General features: G+C 70.6%; 13 protein-coding genes and 4 pseudogenes. 7 read left to right on the top strand and 10 right to left on the bottom strand.

What is annotated here, in order from left to right; all coding sequences use genetic code 11:
• Nucleotides 1-98: 98 nt before the first annotated feature.
• Entirely contained in the window at nucleotides 99-2,531 is a 2,433-nt protein-coding gene (locus ABZV31_RS35765) for an ATP/GTP-binding protein (RefSeq protein WP_355901017.1), read from the bottom strand.
• A 325-nt stretch (nucleotides 2,532-2,856) separates the two neighbouring features.
• Between ABZV31_RS35765 and gabT the strand changes: the two genes are divergently transcribed.
• The 3 genes and pseudogenes from gabT (at nucleotide 2,857) to ABZV31_RS35750 (ending at nucleotide 5,675) form a co-directional block, all read left to right on the top strand.
• Nucleotides 2,857-4,191 carry a 4-aminobutyrate--2-oxoglutarate transaminase gene (gabT, locus tag ABZV31_RS35760; protein ID WP_355901016.1) on the top strand — a complete coding sequence of 445 codons (1,335 nt, stop codon included), beginning with the start codon at nucleotides 2,857-2,859 and terminating at the stop codon, nucleotides 4,189-4,191.
• 121 nt (nucleotides 4,192-4,312) lie between these two features.
• A pseudogene (locus ABZV31_RS35755) lies at nucleotides 4,313-4,488 on the top strand (phosphoesterase); the annotation flags it as partial.
• Between the two features lie 455 nt (nucleotides 4,489-4,943).
• A complete protein-coding gene (locus ABZV31_RS35750) occupies nucleotides 4,944-5,675 on the top strand; it encodes a phosphatase PAP2 family protein (protein ID WP_355901015.1) in 732 nt (243 codons plus the stop codon).
• Here the strand turns inward: ABZV31_RS35750 and ABZV31_RS35745 are convergent.
• From ABZV31_RS35745 to ABZV31_RS35710, 8 genes and pseudogenes are all read right to left on the bottom strand, one after another.
• Nucleotides 5,614-7,428 (bottom strand): glycoside hydrolase family 18 protein, encoded by a 1,815-nt coding sequence (locus ABZV31_RS35745; protein ID WP_355901014.1) that lies wholly within the window; start codon nucleotides 7,426-7,428, stop codon nucleotides 5,614-5,616. The genes ABZV31_RS35750 and ABZV31_RS35745 overlap by 62 nt on opposite strands.
• Nucleotides 7,429-7,576: 148 nt before the next feature.
• A pseudogene (locus tag ABZV31_RS35740) lies at nucleotides 7,577-8,024 on the bottom strand (hypothetical protein); the annotation flags it as partial.
• A gap of 194 nt (nucleotides 8,025-8,218) precedes the next feature.
• Entirely contained in the window at nucleotides 8,219-9,646 is a 1,428-nt protein-coding gene (locus ABZV31_RS35735) for an FAD-dependent oxidoreductase (protein WP_355901013.1), read from the bottom strand.
• Nucleotides 9,647-9,675: 29 nt separating this feature from the next.
• Complete coding sequence (locus tag ABZV31_RS35730) at nucleotides 9,676-10,476, bottom strand: ABC transporter permease (protein WP_355901012.1); 801 nt, start codon at nucleotides 10,474-10,476, stop codon at nucleotides 9,676-9,678.
• Nucleotides 10,477-11,406 carry an ABC transporter permease gene (locus ABZV31_RS35725; RefSeq protein ID WP_355901011.1) on the bottom strand — a complete coding sequence of 310 codons (930 nt, stop codon included), beginning with the start codon at nucleotides 11,404-11,406 and terminating at the stop codon, nucleotides 10,477-10,479. It lies immediately after the preceding gene.
• A complete protein-coding gene (locus tag ABZV31_RS35720) occupies nucleotides 11,406-12,581 on the bottom strand; it encodes an ABC transporter ATP-binding protein (RefSeq protein WP_355901010.1) in 1,176 nt (391 codons plus the stop codon). The genes ABZV31_RS35725 and ABZV31_RS35720 overlap by 1 nt, the downstream gene beginning before the upstream one ends.
• A complete protein-coding gene (locus ABZV31_RS35715; protein ID WP_355901009.1) occupies nucleotides 12,578-13,825 on the bottom strand; it encodes a spermidine/putrescine ABC transporter substrate-binding protein in 1,248 nt (415 codons plus the stop codon). Before ABZV31_RS35715 ends, ABZV31_RS35720 begins: the two co-directional genes overlap by 4 nt.
• Nucleotides 13,826-13,898: 73 nt before the next feature.
• Nucleotides 13,899-15,437 (bottom strand): gamma-aminobutyraldehyde dehydrogenase, encoded by a 1,539-nt coding sequence (locus ABZV31_RS35710; protein ID WP_355901008.1) that lies wholly within the window; start codon nucleotides 15,435-15,437, stop codon nucleotides 13,899-13,901.
• A gap of 211 nt (nucleotides 15,438-15,648) precedes the next feature.
• On the opposite strand from ABZV31_RS35710, the gene ABZV31_RS35705 reads away from it, so the two are divergent.
• Complete coding sequence (locus ABZV31_RS35705) at nucleotides 15,649-16,212, top strand: NADAR family protein (protein ID WP_355901007.1); 564 nt, start codon at nucleotides 15,649-15,651, stop codon at nucleotides 16,210-16,212.
• 436 nt (nucleotides 16,213-16,648) lie between these two features.
• On the opposite strand, the pseudogene ABZV31_RS35700 reads toward ABZV31_RS35705, so the two are convergent.
• Nucleotides 16,649-16,846, bottom strand: a pseudogene (locus ABZV31_RS35700) (DUF4190 domain-containing protein); the annotation flags it as partial.
• Nucleotides 16,847-17,285: 439 nt separating this feature from the next.
• Here ABZV31_RS35700 and ABZV31_RS35695 point away from each other — a divergent pair.
• The 3 genes and pseudogenes from ABZV31_RS35695 to ABZV31_RS35685 all read left to right on the top strand — a co-directional run.
• Nucleotides 17,286-18,335: an adenosine deaminase gene (locus ABZV31_RS35695; protein WP_355901006.1), complete on the top strand. Its 1,050-nt coding sequence runs from the start codon at nucleotides 17,286-17,288 to the stop codon at nucleotides 18,333-18,335.
• Between the two features lie 70 nt (nucleotides 18,336-18,405).
• Nucleotides 18,406-19,092: a glycerophosphodiester phosphodiesterase gene (locus ABZV31_RS35690; RefSeq protein ID WP_355901005.1), complete on the top strand. Its 687-nt coding sequence runs from the start codon at nucleotides 18,406-18,408 to the stop codon at nucleotides 19,090-19,092.
• Between the two features lie 112 nt (nucleotides 19,093-19,204).
• Nucleotides 19,205-19,324: pseudogene (locus ABZV31_RS35685) on the top strand (peptidase); the annotation flags it as partial.
• Nucleotides 19,325-19,477: the final 153 nt, after the last annotated feature.

Here is a 19,477-nt window from a genome sequence, read left to right as displayed (position 1 = left end):
CTTTTGGCCGCCACGTATGAACGACCTATGCCGATTCTGCCTCACCGTACGGTCGCTGTGTGACCGTAGGTCCAGATGCCCGGCGCCCAGCGAGCGTTTCAGCCGCGCAGATCCACCAGCAGCGGCGGCGCGTGCTCGCCCCGCACGTTCGTCAGGGACAGCACCGCGTGCCCCGGCGGCACCTCGTGGGCCAGCTCGGAGGCGGACCAGCGCTCCCGCTCGACCTGCTTGATGGTCACCGCGTCCGTGGTCACGGCCTTTCCGGTGACCAGTTTGCGCAGGGCGTGCAGGGCCCGGGTCATCGGCTGGTCGGCGAAGACGGTGTGCTTGGCCACCTCGCGCGTCTCCACCCACTCGGTGCCCCAGGCATGCGCGAACCGGCTGCCGTCCCAGGTCGTGACGCCGGAGAGCGCCATGCGACACCCGACGGCCCCGAGCAGCGGGCCGTGCAGCGCCTCGGGCACGTCGGCGATCGTGCGCAGCGCGAGGACGACCCCGGCGTTCTGGGAGCGCAGGCGCTGGATGCGACGCACCGACTCGGTGGTGACGGTCCCGGTGGCGTCGTCGAGGACCAGGCAGGCGAAGTGGGGGCGCCGCCCGTCCCGTACGACGGTGTGGAACTGCGCCAGGACCAGCCGGGTGATCAGCCGGGACGCCTCTTCGTGCCCGCGCTCGGGCAGGTCGATGCGGACCCGCAGCGGATGGTGGGCCACGGCGCGCAGCGAGAAGGGCCGGCTCGTCGTGCCGGCGCCGAAGAACTCGGCGAAGACCGGCCGGTCCAGCAGCGCGAGCCGGTCTGCGAGCGCCGGGCCGACGTCGGCCGCGGTGCCGATCTGCCGCATCCGGGCGTCGAGTTCGCGGCGCATCACGGCGTGCACGTCGTCCGACAGCGCCGCCCGCAGGGACGACAGCGCCGACGGCTTGCCCTCCAGGAGCTCCCGCAGCACCGGCAGCGGCGGGAAGTGACCGTGCACCGCCCGGTAGGGGCCGAGCAGCTGGGCGAGCGCGGTGGCGGCGCTCTGGTTGCCGACGGTGTCGAGGTCCCCGACCAGGGCCTCGGCGAGGAAGGCGGCGGCCTCGTCCGGGTCGTCGGCCTCCGCGTACGGATCCAGGTCGTGGACGGAGGCGGGGTCCCCGACCTTGACCACGACGTCGTACGCCGAGTCCGGGCCGAGCGGAGTCCCGGCGGCACAGACGGCGACGACCGCGCAGCGTCCGGTGAGCGCCTGCAGCGCGAGCGCCTCGGTGACCGGCTCGAGGACGTGCCGGGTCTTGCCGGAGCCGGGCGGCCCCACCAGGAGGAGCGAGGTGCCGAGGACGTCCGGGTCGACGGCCGCGCCGGCGCCGTGGTAGGCCCGCGGGGCCCGTTCCCCCGGCACCCATCGCCCGATGCGCACCTGCCCCTCCAGCAGGTCGTGCCGTGCGGTGCGGCCGGGCAGGTCCCGGGCCCCGGACGGGTGGGTCCAGGCCGCGGCGCCCTGCCGGAGCACGGTGTCCGTGAAGGCGTCGAGACGCGCCTCCCTCCAGGCCTGAGCCCAGACGCGCTCCACGCGGGCGCAGTCCACGTCGTTCATCCGGCCGCCGGCCACTTCGGCGGTCAGCAGGTCGGCCGCCTCGTGCCGGCCCGCGTGCCGGAGCTCGGGCCACTGGGACCGCGGCAGGTCCACGGCCGGTGCCGCGGTGGGGTCCGCCGCCGCCCGACGGCGCGCCGCGAGGTCCTTCGCGTACGCCCACCAGCCGCCGACCCGGGCGAAGGGCCACAGCACGAGCAGAGTGATGAGCGTGTACAGACCGTCGGTGAACAGCTGCGAGGTGAACAGGTCGTAGCCGCCCGAGATCAGGACGATCAGGGAGAAGACCGGGTCGACCACCGGCAGCGCGTCCCAGCCGACGCCCGGGAAGGCCTTCGGGAAGACGAGGCTGAGCGCGACGAGGGCGCCCGCGGCGGCGAGCAGGGCCCGCGCGGGCTGCGGGCGGCGGCCGACGAAGTGGCGGACGACGTCGGGCCAGCTGCCGAGGTGACCGACGGCATAGACGAGCACGGCGAAGAAGACGCCGTCGTAGACCACGACGGCCTCGCGTCCCTGCATCCCCTTGGGGGACACGGTGCCGCCCCACCACCAGTCGTCCGGCGTGAACAGCTTCAGCACGGCCCACTGGTACGGCATGCTGCCCTGGCGCCACAGCGACCACACGACGAGCGCCACGGCCAGCGGGATGAGCAGGCCGACGATCGTGATCGGCGGGAGCCGGTCCGGCGTCTGCGCGCCCTTGGGCGGGCGGTAGCCGAAGCGCCAGATGCCGGGCCCGGCGGCAGGGCGGGGTTCGTCGAGCCAGTCGGCCACGGCCGACCGCTGCCGCGGGGGCTGCTCGGACCCCGGCGCTCCCGAGGTGTGCGAGGACTGTTCGAATCCCGGCACGCCCGGGGGCCTGGCCGGCCGCGGCGGCATCGCGGGAGCGTCCCGCGGCACCGCCGGACGCGGCACAGGATTCGCATGCGTACCCCGCGCGTCCTGCGTCCCGTCGTCCATCGCCCTTGCCCCCTGACCAGCCGTTCCGTCCACCATCAGCGAATCAATCTAACGCCCGGGCAAGGGGAGTTCACCGATTGCGCGGCAAGGCGCGCGGCAATCCGTCCGCGCACCTCCCTCTTCCGCCCGCACCTCTTCTATATCCACGACGGACAATGGGAGTCGCCGACAACGCCCACATGGAGCATGCCCACCCTCCTCCTACCGCCCTAGCCTGCGAGAAAAGAAAGCAAGCGTCCGAAAACGCCCACCCACCGGAACAGGCCGGTCCGCCGGTGCCGAGCACGCCGGACCGTCCGGTACGCAAGATCATCAGGGAGCCCCCATGACCGCACTTCCGCAGGAGCGCCGCGTCGTCACCGCCATCCCCGGCCCGAAGTCGCAGGAGCTGCAGGCCCGCCGTACCGCCGCGGTCGCGCAGGGCGTGGGCTCCGTGCTGCCCGTGTTCACCACGCGCGCCGGCGGCGGCATCATCGAGGACGTCGACGGCAACCGCCTCATCGACTTCGGCTCCGGCATCGCCGTGACCTCGGTCGGCGCCTCCGCCGAGGCCGTCGTCCGCCGGGCCTCCGCCCAGCTGCAGGACTTCACCCACACCTGTTTCATGGTCACCCCCTACGAGGGCTACGTGGCCGTCGCCGAGGCGCTGGCCGAGCTCACGCCGGGTGACCACGCCAAGAAGTCCGCCCTGTTCAACAGCGGCGCCGAGGCCGTCGAGAACGCCGTCAAGATCGCCCGCGCGTACACCAAGCGGCAGGCCGTCGTGGTCTTCGACCACGGCTACCACGGCCGGACGAACCTCACCATGGCGCTGACGGCGAAGAACATGCCGTACAAGCACGGCTTCGGCCCCTTCGCCCCCGAGGTCTACCGCGTGCCGGTGGCCTACGCCTACCGCTGGCCGACCGGCCCGGAGAACGCGGGCCCCGAGGCCGCCAAGATGGCCATCGACCAGATCACCAAGCAGGTCGGCCCGGACAACGTGGCCGCGATCATCATCGAGCCGGTGCTCGGCGAGGGCGGCTTCATCGAGCCGGCCAAGGGCTTTCTGCCCGCGATCCGCCAGTTCGCCGCCGACAACGGCATCGTCTTCGTCGCCGACGAGATCCAGTCCGGCTTCTGCCGCACCGGCCAGTGGTTCGCGTGCGAGGACGAGGGCATCGTCCCCGACCTGATCACGACGGCGAAGGGCATCGCCGGTGGCCTCCCGCTGGCCGCCGTCACCGGCCGCGCCGAGATCATGGACGCCGCGCACGCGGGCGGCCTGGGCGGCACCTACGGCGGCAACCCGGTCGCCTGCGCCGGTGCGATCGGCGCGATCGAGACGATGAAGGAACTCGACCTCAACGCCAAGGCGAAGAACATCGAGGCCATCATGAAGCCGCGCCTGACCGCCATGGCCGAAAAGTTCGACATCATCGGCGACGTCCGCGGCCGCGGCGCCATGATCGCCATCGAGCTGGTCAAGGACCGCGCCACCAAGGAGCCGAACCCGGAGGCGACGGCCGCGCTCGCCAAGGCCTGCCACCAGGAGGGCCTGCTGGTCCTGACCTGTGGCACCTACGGCAACGTGCTCCGCTTCCTGCCCCCGCTGGTCATCGGCGAGGACCTCCTCAACGAGGGCCTCGACATCATCGAGCAGGCCTTCGCGCGCATCTGAGCCGCCCTGCCGCACGTCTGACGGGGCGAGCGGCAGAGCGTGTGAAGAAGGTGTGCGAGGTGCATGTCGGGACGCGATTCCTGCTGTCGCGGGACCATCGGCTGCCGTAGGTTCTACCCAGATGAGAGATACACCCCGCCCACAGGGGACTGTGGGTGACAGGCCGGGGCCTCCCCAGCTTCGACCTGGTCGTGCCTCGCGCACACAACCGGGGCCTCCGGCTCCGGATATCCTCACCGATCGGACGGTCGCCCGCCCCAGACCCCCCGGGGCGCGCGACGTTCCGGTCCGGACGGCCGCCTGGAAAACACCCCCGCTGCGCCTTCGCAAGCAGGTCACGGGAAGTGACCAGGAAGCCGTTCACCGAAGGGCCAGCGCACACCCCCCCTTGCGCCGGCCCTTCGGCGTGTCCGGCCTCGTTGTCACCAGGGTGCCGTTCGTCTCCGGTGTACCGCTCGTCGAGATCGGCGACCAGGCCGTCAAACGTCCGCACTGGCCGAAGCGCTTCCGGCGCGCGTAGCGGGCGGCCGAGCCTCGCGCGTAGCGGGCGGCCGAGCCTCGCGCGTAGCGGGCGGCCGAGCCTCGCGCGTAGCGGGCGGCCGAGCCTGCCCCTGGTACGGCCGGCCGAGGGAGACGCCCCCATGCTCAGCTGCCCGCCTGTTGTCGTCGTGCTGCTCCATAATGCTTGCGCTCGCCCGCACACAGAGACCCGCACGTGCTCACGGCCGGTCAGACCTGCCAAGCTGTGCACCGTGCCGACCTCCCGAAACCAGGACCTCATGCGTGCGCCTGCCGCGCAGGGCAGAACGCCCCCTGATCCCGGGTGGCCGATTTTTTTCTCCTTCCTCCTCGTCCTGGGCCTCCCGGCCGTCCTCTTCGCCCTGATCACCTGGCAGGTGCTCACCCACGGCCCGCTGCTCCGCGTGGACAAGCAGGTCAGCCGGGACCTGGTCCACCCGGACCGCGTCTCCGAGCTCCTCGCCGACCTGGGGAACGTCCAGGTCGCGGTGCCGGTTCTCGTGGTGGTGCTCGTCCATGTCGCGCTGCGGGCCCGCGCCACAGGTGCAGACCGCTGGTGGCTGCCGCCCGTCGCGGCGGCCGTACTGATGGCCCTGGTCCCGGCGTTCGTCGTGCCCCTGAAGAACTGGACGGCACGTCACGGCACCCCGGTCATGCCGCCCGGCGTCGGCTACTACCCCTCCGGGCACACGGCCACCGCCGTCGTCGCCTACGGCTGCGTGACCCTGCTCCTCCTCCCCTGGCTCGGCACCGCCCGCGCCCGGCGCGCGCTGGTTCTCGCCTGCTTCGCCCTGGTGCTGGGCGTCAGCTTCGGTCTGGTGCGGCGCGGCTACCACTGGCCACTGGATGTCGTGGCCAGTTGGTGCCTGTGCACGGTGCTGCTCTCCTTCCTGTGGCTGCTGCTCAGCCGAAGTAGCCGTCGAACGTCCTCTGGAACTCCCAGCTCCCGAACCGGTCCCAGTTGACCGACCAGGTCATCAGGCCGCGCAGGCCGGGCCAGGTGCCGTGCGTGGGGTACGAGCCGCAGTTGGCCTTCTTCGTCAGGCAGTCGAGGGTCCTGGTGACCTCGGACGGGGGGACGTAGCCGTTGCCCGCGTTCGTGGACGCCGGCATGCCGATCGCCACCTGGTCGGGACGCAGCGGTGGGAAGACGTTGTTCGCGTCGCCCGCGGCCGGGAAGCCCGTCAGGAGCATGTCGGTCATTGCGATGTGGAAGTCGGCGCCGCCCATGGAGTGGTACTGGTTGTCCAAGCCCATGATCGGGCCCGAGTTGTAGTCCTGGACGTGCAGCAGGGTCAGGTCGTCGCGCAGGGCGTGGATGACGGGCAGATACGCCCCGCATCTCGGGTCCTGGCCGCCCCACTTCCCCGTGCCGTAGTACTGGTAGCCCATCTGCACGAAGAAGGTCTCCGGGGCCATCGTCAGCACGAACGTGGAGCCGTACCTGGCCTTCAGGGTCTTCAAGGCCGAGATCAGGTTGACGACCACCGGGGTCGTCGGGTTCTTGAAGTCGGTGTCGCCTGCGTTCAGTGACAGGGAGTGGCCCTCGAAGTCGATGTCCAGGCCGTCGAGGCCGTAGTCGTCGATGATCTTCGAGACGGAGGAGACGAAGGCGTCCCTCGCGGCCGTCGTCGTCAGCTGCACCTGGCCGTTCTGGCCGCCGATGGAGATCAGCACCTTCTTGCCGGCCGCCTGCTTGGCCTTGATCGCCGCCTTGAAGTCGGCGTCGCTCTCGGCGTTCGGGCACTCGGTGACCGGGCAGCGGGTGAAGCGGATGTCGCCCGAGGTGGCCGACGTCGGCTCGCCGAAGGCCAGGTCGATCACGTCCCAGCTGTCGGGGACGTCGGCCAGGCGCGTGTAGCCGGAGCCGTTGGCGAAGCTCGCGTGGAGGTAGCCGACCAGTGCGTGGGCGGGGAGGTCCGGGGAGCCGCCGCCCGATCCGGGCGAGGTGGTCGCGGTCACCGTCGCCGACTTCGCGGACTCGCCGGCGTCGTTCACCGCCGTGACCTGGAAGCTGTACGCCGTGGCGGGTGACAGGCCGGTGACCGTGGCCGACGTGCCGCTCACCGTCTGGATCCTCATCCCGTCGCGGTGGACGGCGTAGCTCGTCGCGCCCGTCACCGCCGACCAGGACAGGGCCACGCTGGAGGAGGTGACGGCGTCGGCCTTCAGGCCGGTCGGCGCGGCGGGCGGCTGCCCTGTCGATGCACCCGGGCCGACCAGCGAGATGTCGTCGGCGTAGTAGGCGCCGGTGCCGTACCAGCCGTGTGTGTAGATCGTGACCTTGGTGGTGGAGGGGCCGGTGCGGAAGGTGGTGGTGAGCTGCTGCCAGTCGGGCGCGGACTGGGTCCAGGTGGAGACGTCGGTGGTGCCGGTGCCGCTCGCGCCGAGGTAGACGTACGAGCCGCGGACGTACCCGGACAGCGTGTACTGGGAGTTCGGCTGCACGGTCACCGTCTGCGCGCACTGGGCGTTGTCGCTGCCGGCCGGGGTCGCCTGCAGCGCCGAACTGCCGCTGCGCACAGGGCTGCTGACGGTGGTACCCGCGCTGCAGCTCCAGCCGTCGAGGCCCGACTCGAAGCCGCCGTTCCTGGCGAGGTCCGCGTCGGCCGCACGGGCGGCCGACGAGAGCGCGGTGACGCCGGGCACGGTCAGGAGCGTGGCCGTGAGCACGGCGAGGAGTCGACGCCGGCGTGCGAAGGGTCTGTCGCGGTCCACAAATGCCTCCGGGCATGGGGGGGTTGGAGGGGTGGAGCGCGCCAACTTGGTCCAGACCAATTGGCTTGTCAAGACCTCTTGCCGCCACCCGTCCCCGTCGGCCGCCCCTCGGCCGTCCCCATCGGCCGTCCCTCGGCCGTCCCCCTCGGCCGTCCCCATCGCCGGCCAGGCCCGCCGCCGCCTCGTGCAGCGCCAGTTCCAGCAGCGCCGGGTCGGTCAGCGTGCCCGAGCCGTCCGGCGGACCAGCCGGCGCACCTCGCCGGTGGTCCGCCCCGGGTACGGCACGACTATCCAGTGCCGAGCCCGGCGGTACGGATGCCGGTGCCCAGCCAGCGGGCCGCGGTGCCCGGCCGCACGAGGAAGCCCATGCGTGCGTCGCCGAAGTCAACGAGCACCGGCCCGAGTTGGTCGAGGACCCGGGTCAGGACGTCCAGCGTGGGATGGCCGAACCTGCCCGGCGGGATCAGTACGTCCCAGGCCTTGCCGGCGGACAGCAGGGCGACCCCGTGGGGGTTGCACTCCCACTCCCGGCGTCAGGCCTCGGGATCCGGTGCGACGGATGCCGGCCAGTCGACCGCCGTCTTCGCCCCAGCCATGAGAAGACCTCCCTTTCTCTCGTGGACGCGGGTCGCGTCACGAGGGAGGTCGCGTCACGAGGGAGGTCGCGTCACGAGGGAGGTCGCGTCACGAGGGAGGTCGCGTCACGAGGGCGAGGGAGGTCTCCCGGCAGGCATTACGCGGGTTGCGGCCCCTCGTTGGAGTGAACCGGCTCACAGTCCGCCGTCCCGGCTCAGCTGTCGAAGCCGAGGCCCAGTCTGTCCATCGTCCTCAGCCACAGGTTGCGCCGCCCGCCGTGCGCGTCGGCACGCGCCAGCGACCACTTGGTGAGCGCGATACCGGTCCAGGCGAAGGGCTCGGGCGGGAAGGGCAGCGGCTTCTTGCGGACCATCTCCAGTTCGGTGCGCTCGGTGCGCTCACCGGCCAGCAGGTCGAGCATCACCTCGGCACCGAAGCGAGTGGCCCCGACGCCCAGTCCGGTGTACCCGGCCGCGTACGCCACCTTCCCGTGGTGGGCCGTCCCGAAGAACGCCGAGAAGCGGGAGCAGGTGTCGATCGCCCCGCCCCAGGCGTGCGTGAAGCGGATGCCCTCCAGCTGCGGGAAGCAGGTGAAGAAGTGCCCGGCGAGCTTGGCGTAGGTCTCCGGGCGGTCGTCGTACTCGGCGCGCACCCGGCCTCCGTAGGGGTAGATCGCGTCGTAGCCGCCCCAGAGGATCCGGTTGTCGGCGGACAGCCGGAAGTAGTGGAACTGGTTCGCCGAGTCCCCGAGGCCCTGGCGGTTCTTCCAGCCGATCGAGGCCATCTGGTCGGCCGTGAGCGGCTCGGTCATCAGGGCGTAGTCGTAGACCGGGACGGTGTACGAGCGGACCCGCCTGACCAGGTTCGGGAAGACGTTGGTGCCGAGCGCGACCCGGCGGGCGCGGACCTGGCCGTAGGGGGTGCGTACGGCCATGCCGGCGCCGTACGGCTTCAGCGTCAGGGCGGGGGTGTGCTCGTAGACGCGCACGCCGAGCCGGCGGCACGCCTGCTTCAGGCCCCAGGCGAGCTTGGCCGGGTGGACCATGGCGACGCCCCGGCGGTCCCACAGACCGGCCTCGAAGGTCGGTGAGTCGACCTGTTCCCGCACCGCCTCCCTGTCGAGGAACTCGGTGCCCTCGGCCAGACCCCGCTGCTCCAGCTCGGCATACCAGTCCTTCAGCTCCCAGGCCTGGTACGGCTCGGTGGCGACGTCGATCTCGCCGGTGCGCTCGAACTCGCAGTCGATCGAGTAGCGGGCGACCGCCTCCTCGATCGCGTCGAGGTTGCGGGCGCCCAGCTCCTGGAGCTTGTGGATCTCGTCCGGCCAGCGGGTGAGGCCGTTGGCCAGGCCGTGTGTGAGGGAGGCGGCGCAGAAGCCGCCGTTGCGGCCGGAGGCGGCCCAGCCCACCTCGCGGCCCTCCACCAGCACCACGTCCGTCCCGGGGTCGCGCTCCTTGGCGATCAGCGCGGTCCACAGCCCGCTGTAGCCGCCGCCCACGACCAGCAGGTCGCAGGTCTCGGCGCCGGTGAGGGCAGGCTCGGGACGGGGCTTGCCGGGGTCGTCCAGCCAGTAGGGGACCGGCTGGGCTTCGGAAAGGGACTTGGTCCAGTTATTGCTGCGGCTCATGGCGCTTGGGGCCATGATTTCAACTCCCCACAGGGTTATTTCAGTTATGCCTTTTGCTTGGTGCGGCGGTTGCTGATGACCATGGAGGACAGGACGAACAGTACGGCGACGACGAACATGGTCGTACCGATGACGTTGATCTGAACGGGCGTGCCGCGCTGGGCCGAGCCCCAGACGAACATGGGGAAGGTGACGGTCGAGCCCGCGTTGAAATTGGTGATGATGAAATCGTCGAAGGAGAGCGCGAAGGCGAGCAGCGCGCCCGCGGCGATTCCGGGTGCCGCGATCGGCAGGGTGACGCGGAGGAAGGTCTGGAAGGGTCCCGCGTACAGGTCCTGAGCGGCCTGCTCCAGCCTCGGGTCCATCGACATCACGCGCGCCTTGACGGCGGTCACGACGAAGCTGAGGCAGAACATGATGTGGGCGATGAGGATCGTCCAGAAGCCCAGCTGGGCGCCCATGTTGAGGAACAGGGTGAGCAGCGAGGCAGCCATGACGACCTCGGGCATCGCCATGGGAAGGAAGATCAGCGAGTTCACCGCGCCCCGCGCGCGGAAGCGGTAGCGGACCAGGGCGAAGGCGATCATCGTGCCGAGGACGGTGGCGCCGATCGTCGCCCAGACGGCGATCTGCAGGCTGATCGACAGCGAGCCGCACAGGTCGGCGACGCCGCACGGGTCCTTCCAGGCGTCCGTGGAGAACTGCTGCCACTCGTAATTGAAGCGGCCCTTCGGTTTGTTGAAGGAGAACACCGTGACGATGACGTTCGGCAGCAGGAGATATCCGAGCGTCAGCAGTCCGGCTATGACGACGAGATGGCGCTTGAGCCAGTTGACGAAGGCCATTTAAACCAGATCCTCCGTGCCGGACTTGCGGATGTAGAGGGTGACCATGACGAGGATCGCGGCCATGAGGATGAAGGAAAGGGCCGCGGCCGTCGGGTAGTCGAGGATCCGCAGGAACTGTGTCTGGATGACGTTGCCGACCATGCGGGTGTCGGTGGAGCCGAGCAGGTCGGCGTTGACGTAGTCGCCGGCGGCCGGGATGAAGGTCAGCAGCGTGCCGGAGACCACACCCGGCATCGACAGCGGGAAGGTGACCTTGCGGAAGGTCGTGAACGGCTCGGCGTACAGGTCGCCCGCCGCCTCGTGCAGGCGCGGGTCGATGCGCTCCAGCGAGGTGTACAGCGGCAGGATCATGAACGGCAGGAAGTTGTACGTCAGACCGCAGACGACGGCGAGCGGGGTGGCCAGCACGCGGCCACCGGCAGTCCAGCCGAGCCAGTTGGTGACGTCCAGGACGTGCAGCGTGTTGAGGGCGCCGACGACCGGGCCGCCGTCCGCGAGGATCGTCTTCCAGGCGAGCGTACGGATCAGGAAGCTGGTGAAGAACGGCGCGATCACCAGGATCATGATCAGGTTCCGCCAGCGGCCCGCGCGGAAGGCGATCAGGTACGCGAGCGGGTAGCCGAGCAGCAGGCACAGGATCGTCGCGGCGGCCGCGTACAGGACCGAGCGCACGAACTGCGGCCAGTACTGCGACAGCGCGTCCCAGTAGGTCGCGAAGTGCCAGGTGACCTTGTAGCCCTGCTCCAGGGAACCCGTCTGCACGGACGTGGAGGCCTGGTAGATCATCGGCAGCGCGAAGAAGATCACCAGCCAGAGGATGCCGGGCAGCAGCAGCCAGTACGGCGTCCAGCGGCCCCGCTTGCGCGGGGGCTTCTTCTCTGGGGCGGTGGGCGCGAGAGGGGGTGGCGCCTCGGTGACAGCGGCCATCAGGCGGCCACCCCCTCGTCCGGCTCCACCGTCTCGACGCCCGCGTCGATGTCCTGCGCCGCGTCCAGGCCGAAGGTGTGGGCCGGGTTCCAGTGCAGGACGACCTCGGCTCCGGGCACCAGGCGGGCGTCGCGGTCGATGTTCTGGGCGTACACCTCGAACTCGGGACAGACCGGGCAGTCGATGACGTACTGCGTGGAGACCCCGATGAAGCTGGAGTCGGCGATCCTGCCGGTGATGCGGTTGCGGCCCTCGGGGATCTCGCCGGCGTCGTCGGCGTGGGTGAGGGAGATCTTCTCCGGGCGGACGCCGACCAGCACCTTGCCGCCGGTCGTCGTCGGCGCGGAACAGCGCGCCTCGGGCAGGGAGAGCTTGCCGCCGCCCGCCTTGAGGATGATCTCGTCGCCGCTCTTGGAGTCGACCTCGGCCTCGATCAGGTTGGAGGTGCCGAGGAAGTTGGCGACGAAGGTCGTCTGCGGGTTCTCGTACAGGTCGGTGGGCGAGCCGAGCTGTTCGACGCGGCCCCCGTTCATCACCGCGACCGTGTCGGCCATCGTCATGGCCTCCTCCTGGTCGTGCGTGACGTGGATGAAGGTGATGCCGACCTCGGTCTGGATCCGCTTGAGCTCCAGCTGCATCTGGCGGCGCAGCTTCAGGTCGAGGGCCCCGAGCGGCTCGTCGAGGAGCAGCACCTTGGGGTGGTTGATCAGGGCGCGGGCCACGGCAACGCGCTGCTGCTGGCCGCCGGAGAGCTGGTGCGGCTTCTTGCGCGCCTGCTCGCCGAGCTGCACCAGCTCCAGCATGTCCTCGACCTGCTTCTTCACCGACTTGATACCGCGGCGGCGCAGGCCGAAGGCGACATTCTCGAAGATGTCGAGGTGCGGGAAGAGGGCGTAGGACTGGAAGACCGTGTTCACCGGGCGCTTGTACGGCGGCAGGTGGGTCACGTCCTGGTCGCCGAGGTGCACGGTGCCGGAGGAAGGTTCCTCCAGGCCGGCGATCATGCGCAGGGTGGTCGTCTTGCCGCAGCCGGAGGCACCGAGCAGGGCGAAGAAGGAGCCCTGCGGCACGGTCAGGTCCAGCGGGTGTACGGCGGTGAAGGAGCCGTAGGTCTTGCTGATCTTGGAGAGGCGGACGTCGCCGCTGTTGTCTGTCGTCGTCTTCATCGTCGTCACGCCCCTGTGAGCTTCGCGAACTTCTCTTCGTAGGCCGCCTCTTCCTTCTGCGTCAGCGAGCGGAAGGCATGGGACTTCGCGGCCATGGCCTTGTCGGGAATGATCAGCGGATTGTTCGCCGCGCCCTTGTCGATCTTCGCGAGATAGGGCTTCACGTCCTCGACGGGAGACACGTAGTTGATGTAGGCGGCGAGCGCGGCGGCCTGTTCGGGCTCGTAGTAGAAGTCGATGAGCCGCTCGGCGTTCGTCTTGTGGCGTGCCTTGTTGGGGATCAGCATGTTGTCGGTCGACGTCATGTAGCCGCTGTCCGGGATGATGTAGTCGACGTCCGGGCTGTCCGCCTGGAGCTGGACGATGTCACCGCCCCAGGCCACACAGGCGGCAAGGTCGCCCTTGGTCAGGTCGGACGTGTAGTCGTTGCCGGTGAAGCGGCGGATCTGGCCCTTGTCGACGGCCTTCTGCAGCCGGGCGATCACCGCGTCGAAGTCGTCGTCGGTGAACTTCGCCGGGTCCTTGCCCATGTCGAGCAACGTCATGCCGACGCTGTCGCGCATCTCCGACAGGAAGCCGACGCGGCCCTTGAGCTTGGGGTTGTCGAGCAGGTCGGAGATCGACTTCACCTCCACGCCGTCGAGCGCCCTCTTGTTGAACGCGATGACCGTGGAGATGCCCTGCCAGGGGTAGGAGTAGGCGCGGCCGGGGTCCCAGTCCGGGTTGCGGAACTGCGCCGACAGGTTGGTGTAGGCGTGCGGCAGGTTGGACGGGTCCAGTTTCTGGACCCAGCCGAGGCGGATCAGCCGGGCGGCGAGCCAGTCGGTGAGGACGATGATGTCCCGGCCGGTGTCCTGGCCCGCGGCGAGCTGCGGCTTGATCTTGCCGAAGAACTCGTTGTTGTCGTTGATGTCCTCGGTGTACTTGACCCGGATGCCGGTCCGCTTGGCGAACGCCTCGAGCGTCGGGTGGTTCTTGGCGCTGTCGTCGACGTCGATGTACTCGGGCCAGTTGGAGAAGTTGACGACCTTCTCCTTGGCCGAGTAGTCCTGGGCCGAGGTGCCGCCCTGCGTCTTGCCGGCCGCGGGAATCCCGCAGGCGCTCAGCGCCCCGAGTCCGCCGACCGCGAGCGCGCCGCCCGCGGAGGCGCGCAGCAGCGAACGGCGAGTGAGGGAGGCCCGGCCGTTGCGGAAGCTGCGCCGCACGGCGGCCACCTGGGCCGGGGTGAGGCGGTCGGGCTCGTACTGCTCCATGCGCGTGGTGCCTTTCGGGAGGGTAGGGCTGGTCGATGGCCGGTCGTCTCAGCCGGCGGTGGCCGGAAATCGACTACCGCCGGTCCCCGAAGATCGTGCGGTGCCAGTCCTTCCTGGCGACCGCCGTGTTATCGAACATAACGTGCTTGATCTGGGTGTACTCCTCGAACGAGTACACGGACATGTCCTTGCCGAAGCCGGACGCCTTGTAACCGCCGTGCGGCATTTCGCTGATGATCGGGATGTGGTCGTTGATCCACACGCACCCCGCCTTGATCTCCCGGGTCGCGCGGTTGGTCCGGTAGACGTCCCGACTCCACGCGGAGGCAGCCAGGCCGTACGGGGTGTCGTTGGCCAGCCGGATCCCTTCGTCATCACCATCGAACGGCAGTACGACCAACACCGGGCCGAAGATCTCCGACTGGACGATCTCGCTGTCCTGGGCGGCGTCCGCGATCAGGGTGGGGCGGTAGTAGGCGCCGTTCTTGAGGTCCCCCTGGGGGGCCTCGCCGCCGGTGACCACGCGCGCGTAGGCGCGCGCCCGGTCGACGAAACCGGCGACGCGGTCGCGCTGGACATGCGAGATCAGCGGGCCGAGGTCGGTGCCGGGGGCGAAGGGATCGCCGAGGCGGACGGTCTCCATCAGGGCGGCCGTCTGCGCGACGAACTCCTCGTAGAGGGGGCGCTGCACGTACGCGCGCGTGGCGGCCGTGCAGTCCTGACCGGTGTTGATGAGCGCGCCCGCGACAGCGCCGTGGACAGCGGCCTCCAGGTCGGCGTCGTCGAAGACGACGAAGGGTGCCTTGCCGCCGAGCTCCAGGTGGAGGCGCTTGACGGTGGCGGTGGCGATCTCGGCGACGCGCCTGCCGACGGCGGTGGAGCCGGTGAAGGAGGTCATGCTCACGTCGGGATGACCGACGAGGTGCTCGCCGGCCTCCTTGCCGGTGCCGGTGACGATGTTGATGACACCGTCCGGGATCCCCGCGTCCGTGGCGGCCTGCGCGAACATCAGCGAGGTGAGCGGGGTGAGCTCGGCGGGCTTCAGCACGATGGTGTTGCCCGCGGCGATCGCCGGGAGGATCTTCCAGGCGGCCATCTGGAGGGGGTAGTTCCAGGGCGCGATGGAGCCGACGACGCCGATGGGCTCGCGGCGGACGTAGGAGGTGTGGTCGCCGGAGTACTCGCCCGCGGACTGGCCCTGGAGGTGCCGGGCGGCACCTGCGAAGAAAGCGGTGTTGTCGACCGTCCCCGGGACGTCGAACTCGCGGGTCAGCTTCAGCGGCTTGCCGCACTGGAGGGACTCGGCGCGGGCGAACTCCTCCGCCCGCTCGGCGAGTACGGCGGCGAAACGGTGCAGTGCGTCCGAGCGCTCGCCGGGCGTGGCGGCGGCCCAGCCGGGGAACGCCTCACGCGCGGCGGCGACCGCCGCGTCCACGTCCTCCGGGCCGGCCAGGTCGTACGTGTAGACGTTCTCGCCGGTGGCCGGGTCGACGACCGCGTGGGTGCGACCCGAGGTGCCCTTGGTCAGCCGGCCGGCGATGTACTGCGCGCCGTCCGCGAAGCGCTCCTGTGCCGGAAATCGGTCCGAGGTGGCGGTGCCCGGGTTGTGCATGTCGCTCTCCTCCGCCGTCGCCCCGCTGTCCACGGGGGTGGGTGGCGTAGCTCCAGCTCGATTTGAGTGCCGATCCTGACAGAGCAAACGCACTCCAACAAGTGATTCCGTTGTTGCCTTTTGGTTACGCGACGGAATCTGTCGACCAGGTGTCGAGTCGGCCTGAAAAAGGGGGGACGGAGTGTCAGTGGTGCGTGCCAGACTCGCGTGCATGGGGAAGATCGATTCTTGGGAAGCCCTGATCAGGGAAGTCCACGCGGGGGCGAGGATCAAGTATCTGCACTTCTGGGGACACCGTCCGCGGCCGGACGGCCGGGTGGGTGCGAGCTGTCTGAGCCAGTGGTGGCCGTCGCCGTTCGCGGTGGACGGCGTGACGTATGCGACCGCCGAGCACTGGATGATGGCCGGGAAGGCGCGGCTGTTCCAGGACGCGGAGGCGGAGCGGCGGGTGCTGGCCGCCGAGCATCCGGCCGAGGCCAAGAAGGCGGGGCGGCTCGTGCGCGGCTTCGACGAGGGCGTGTGGGAGCGGGAGCGGTTCAGGATCGTGGTGGAGGGCAGCGTCCACAAGTGCGCCGCGCACCCCGATCTGCGGGAGTTCCTGCTGGGCACGGGCGAGCGGGTCCTGGTGGAGGCGAGCCCTGTGGACCGGGTCTGGGGCATCGGCCTCACCGCGGACGACGAGGCCGCGACGGATCCGGAGCGCTGGCGGGGGCCGAACCTGCTGGGATTCGCGCTGATGGAAGCGCGGGAGCGACTGCGAGCGCGGGCGGAATGAGGTCGAGTCGGCTGCGTCGGCCGGCTCCTCGACGGGCCGACCTCGGCGGGCCGACTCCTCGATGGACCGGCTCCTCGACGGGCCAGCTCCTCGACGGGCCGACTCCTCGACGGGCCGACTTCGGCGGGCCGACTCCTCGATGGACCGGCTCCTCGACGGGCCGGCTCCTCGACAGGCCGACCTCGGCGGCGGCCCGGCTCCTCGGCGGCCGGGCCCGGTCCGGGCCGCGCCCGGCCCGCCGGTGATGCCGACGAAGGGTTCCCCTCGGAAGAAGGTCAGGCTGCGGGCCGCGCCTCCGGCGCCCGGCACCAGTCCCGCGGTGCCCAGTGCGTTGGCCGACTGTACGGGCATGGCGTAGCCGGTGTCCGGGCGCCCGCCGCTGCGGGGGCCTGGACGGCGGCCCGAACGGGCGTGGCCGGCCGGGGCGGTCGCGGGTTCAGCGGTCGGCCACGACGGTTGCGGACGGGCGCTGGGCACCGGAGTAAGGGTCCGAGTGCGCCTTCTCGTCGTTGATGGCGGCCGTGATGCCGATGGCTATCAGGACGATCACCGCGATGCCGACGATGATGCCGATGATGCCCATGACGAAGCCGGCCTGGGCCTGACCGTGGTTGGTGGCCTCGCCCCGCTCCGCCGCCATGGTGCTCGGCATCGGCCTGATCACCGCAGCTCCGACGGGCGGGGCCACGGTGCCGGTGCCACCGCCGCCCAAGGCGATGCCACCCACCACTCGATGCCCGCGCCCCCGCACAACCCACCGCGCCACCCGCACTGCCCGCCACCTCGGACGAGCCCGCGTCTCCCCGGAAGACCGCCCTCGCCGTGCGCGGGGGACATCGCTGTGCGCGACGGACATCGCCATGCGCGACGGACATCGCCATGCGCGACGGACATCGCCATGCGCGACGGACATCGCCATGCCGGAAATTCGGCGTCCCCGCGCGGAGAAACCGCTCTCGGACCGGCAAGCGGGCGGCGTCGGCGGTGCGCCTACGATGTGCGTACCACTTGATCAGCCGATCACCCGCGCCCGCCCGGAAGGGCCCGCGGCGCCGTTCCCGGGGAGGTATCCCTTGACCGACCTGCGCGCCTCTCGCGATCTGCACGCCTTCATCGCCGGACTGCCCAAGGCCGAACTGCACGTGCACCACGTCGGCTCCGCCTCCCCCCGCATCGTCTCCGAACTGGCCGCCCGCCACCCCGACACGAAGGTCCCCACCGACCCCGAGGCCCTGGCCGACTACTTCACTTTCACGGACTTCGCCCACTTCATCGAGGTGTACCTGTCCGTCGTCGACCTCATCCGCACCCCGGAGGACGTACGGCTGCTGACGTACGAGGTGGCCCGCGAACTCTCCCGGCAGCACGTGCGCTACGCGGAGCTGACCATCACGCCGTTCTCGTCCACCCGCCGTGGCATCGACGCGCGCGCCTTCATGGACGCGATCGAGGACGCCCGCAAGGCGGCCGAGGCCGAGTTCGGGACCGTACTGCGCTGGTGCTTCGACATCCCCGGGGAGGCCGGGCTGGAGGCAGCCGAGGAGACCACCCGGCTCGCCACCGACGACCGGCTGCGCCCCGAGGGGCTGGTCTCCTTCGGTCTCGGCGGGCCGGAAGTCGGCGTACCGCGGCCGCAGTTCAAGCCGTACTTCGACCGTGCGATCGCCGCCGGGCTGCGGTCCGTGCCGCATGCCGGCGAGACCACCGGCCCGGAGACGGTGTGGGACGCCCTGAACGAGCTGCGCGCCGAACGCATCGGCCACGGCACCAGCTCCGCCCGGGACCCGAAGCTGCTGGCGCACCTCGCCGAGCACCGCATCCCGCTGGAGGTCTGCCCGACCTCCAACATCGCCACGCGCGCGGTCCGCACCCTCGACGAGCACCCCATCAAGGAGTTCACGCGTGCCGGGGTCCTCGTCACCGTCAACTCCGACGACCCGCCGATGTTCGGCACCGACCTCAACAACGAGTACGCGGTGGCCGCCCACCTCCTGGACCTCGACGAGCGGGGCCTGGCCGAGCTGGCCAAGAACGCCGTGCACGCCTCCTTCCTCGACGAGGCCGGCAAGGCGCGCATCGCGGACGAGATCGACACCTACACCGCGCAGTGGCTCGCGCCCTGACGTCCGCCCGTCGCCCGACCACCACCCCTCGACGAGCCGCTGCGCGGCGCCGCACCCTCACAATGGGCCCATGCAGACCGTGACCGCCGTGGCCCACCGCGGCGACCCCTACCGCTTCCGCGAGAACACGATCGACTCGCTACGTTCCGCGCTCGACCAGGGCGCGGACGCGGTCGAGTTCGACGTACGCCTCACCCGCGACGGCGTGCCCGTGCTGCTGCACGACGACACGCTGAAGCGGCTGTGGGAGCAGGACCGGCCGCTGATCTCACTGTCCGCGGACGAGGTGCGCGAGCTGACGGCCGGCCGGGTGCCGACGCTGGTGGACGCGCTCGCCGCGACGGACGGCAGCCGGGTGATGCTCGACCTGCCGGGAGCGGCCGACCCGCGGGCGGTGCGGCGGATCCTCGGCGTGGTCCGCGAGTGCGGGGCGCAGGACCGCGTGTACTACTGCGCGGGCGCCGAGACCATGCTGGCGGTCCGCGCGGCCGACCCGTCCGCCGAGATCGCCCTGACCTGGACGTCGCTCGCCCCACCGCGGGCCGGTCTGCTGGACGCGGTGCGGCCGCGCTGGCTGAACTACCGCTTCGGGCTGGTGGATCACGCCCTCGCGGCCCGCGTCCACCGCGACGGCTATCTGCTGTCCGTGTGGACCCCCGACACCCGCCGCTCCCTGCGCCGCCTCCTCGCCCTCGGGGTCGACTCGATCACCACCAATCGCATCGACCTGCTGTGCGCCCTGCGCCAGGAGGGCTAGGAGGGCCAGGAGAAGCCTTTGCCCGGCGCAACCGTCCGCACCGTCGGCCGCCCGGCCGGGTCCCGTAGGGGCCGGACCCGGACAACGCCCTTGCGCCGCACGGCATTTGCTCGTGCCCGGCGCGCGGTACGGCGCGGCGCTGGAGCGGTTCGAGCTGAACGGCAAGGTCATCTGGGGCAAGACCGGGTCGCGCCCCGGCTACGCCGTCGTGATCGCCGCGACCCGCGACCTGTTCCCGGACCCAGGTCCGCGAGCTGGAGATGGAGCGCGACATCCTGCGCCGGGCGGCCAAGTATTTTGCGGGCGAGACGAACTGGTGAGGAGCCGTCAATCAACTACTGCCAGACTTGATGGTGCTTTCGTAGTCGGCGATCGCGCTCTGGAG

It is taken from the genome of Streptomyces sp. NPDC005202, assembly GCF_040608235.1.
Taxonomy (GTDB): Bacteria; Actinomycetota; Actinomycetes; order Streptomycetales; family Streptomycetaceae; genus Streptomyces.
Note: the sequence above shows the minus strand (reverse complement) of the source record. Positions and strands in the feature narration are given on the sequence as shown.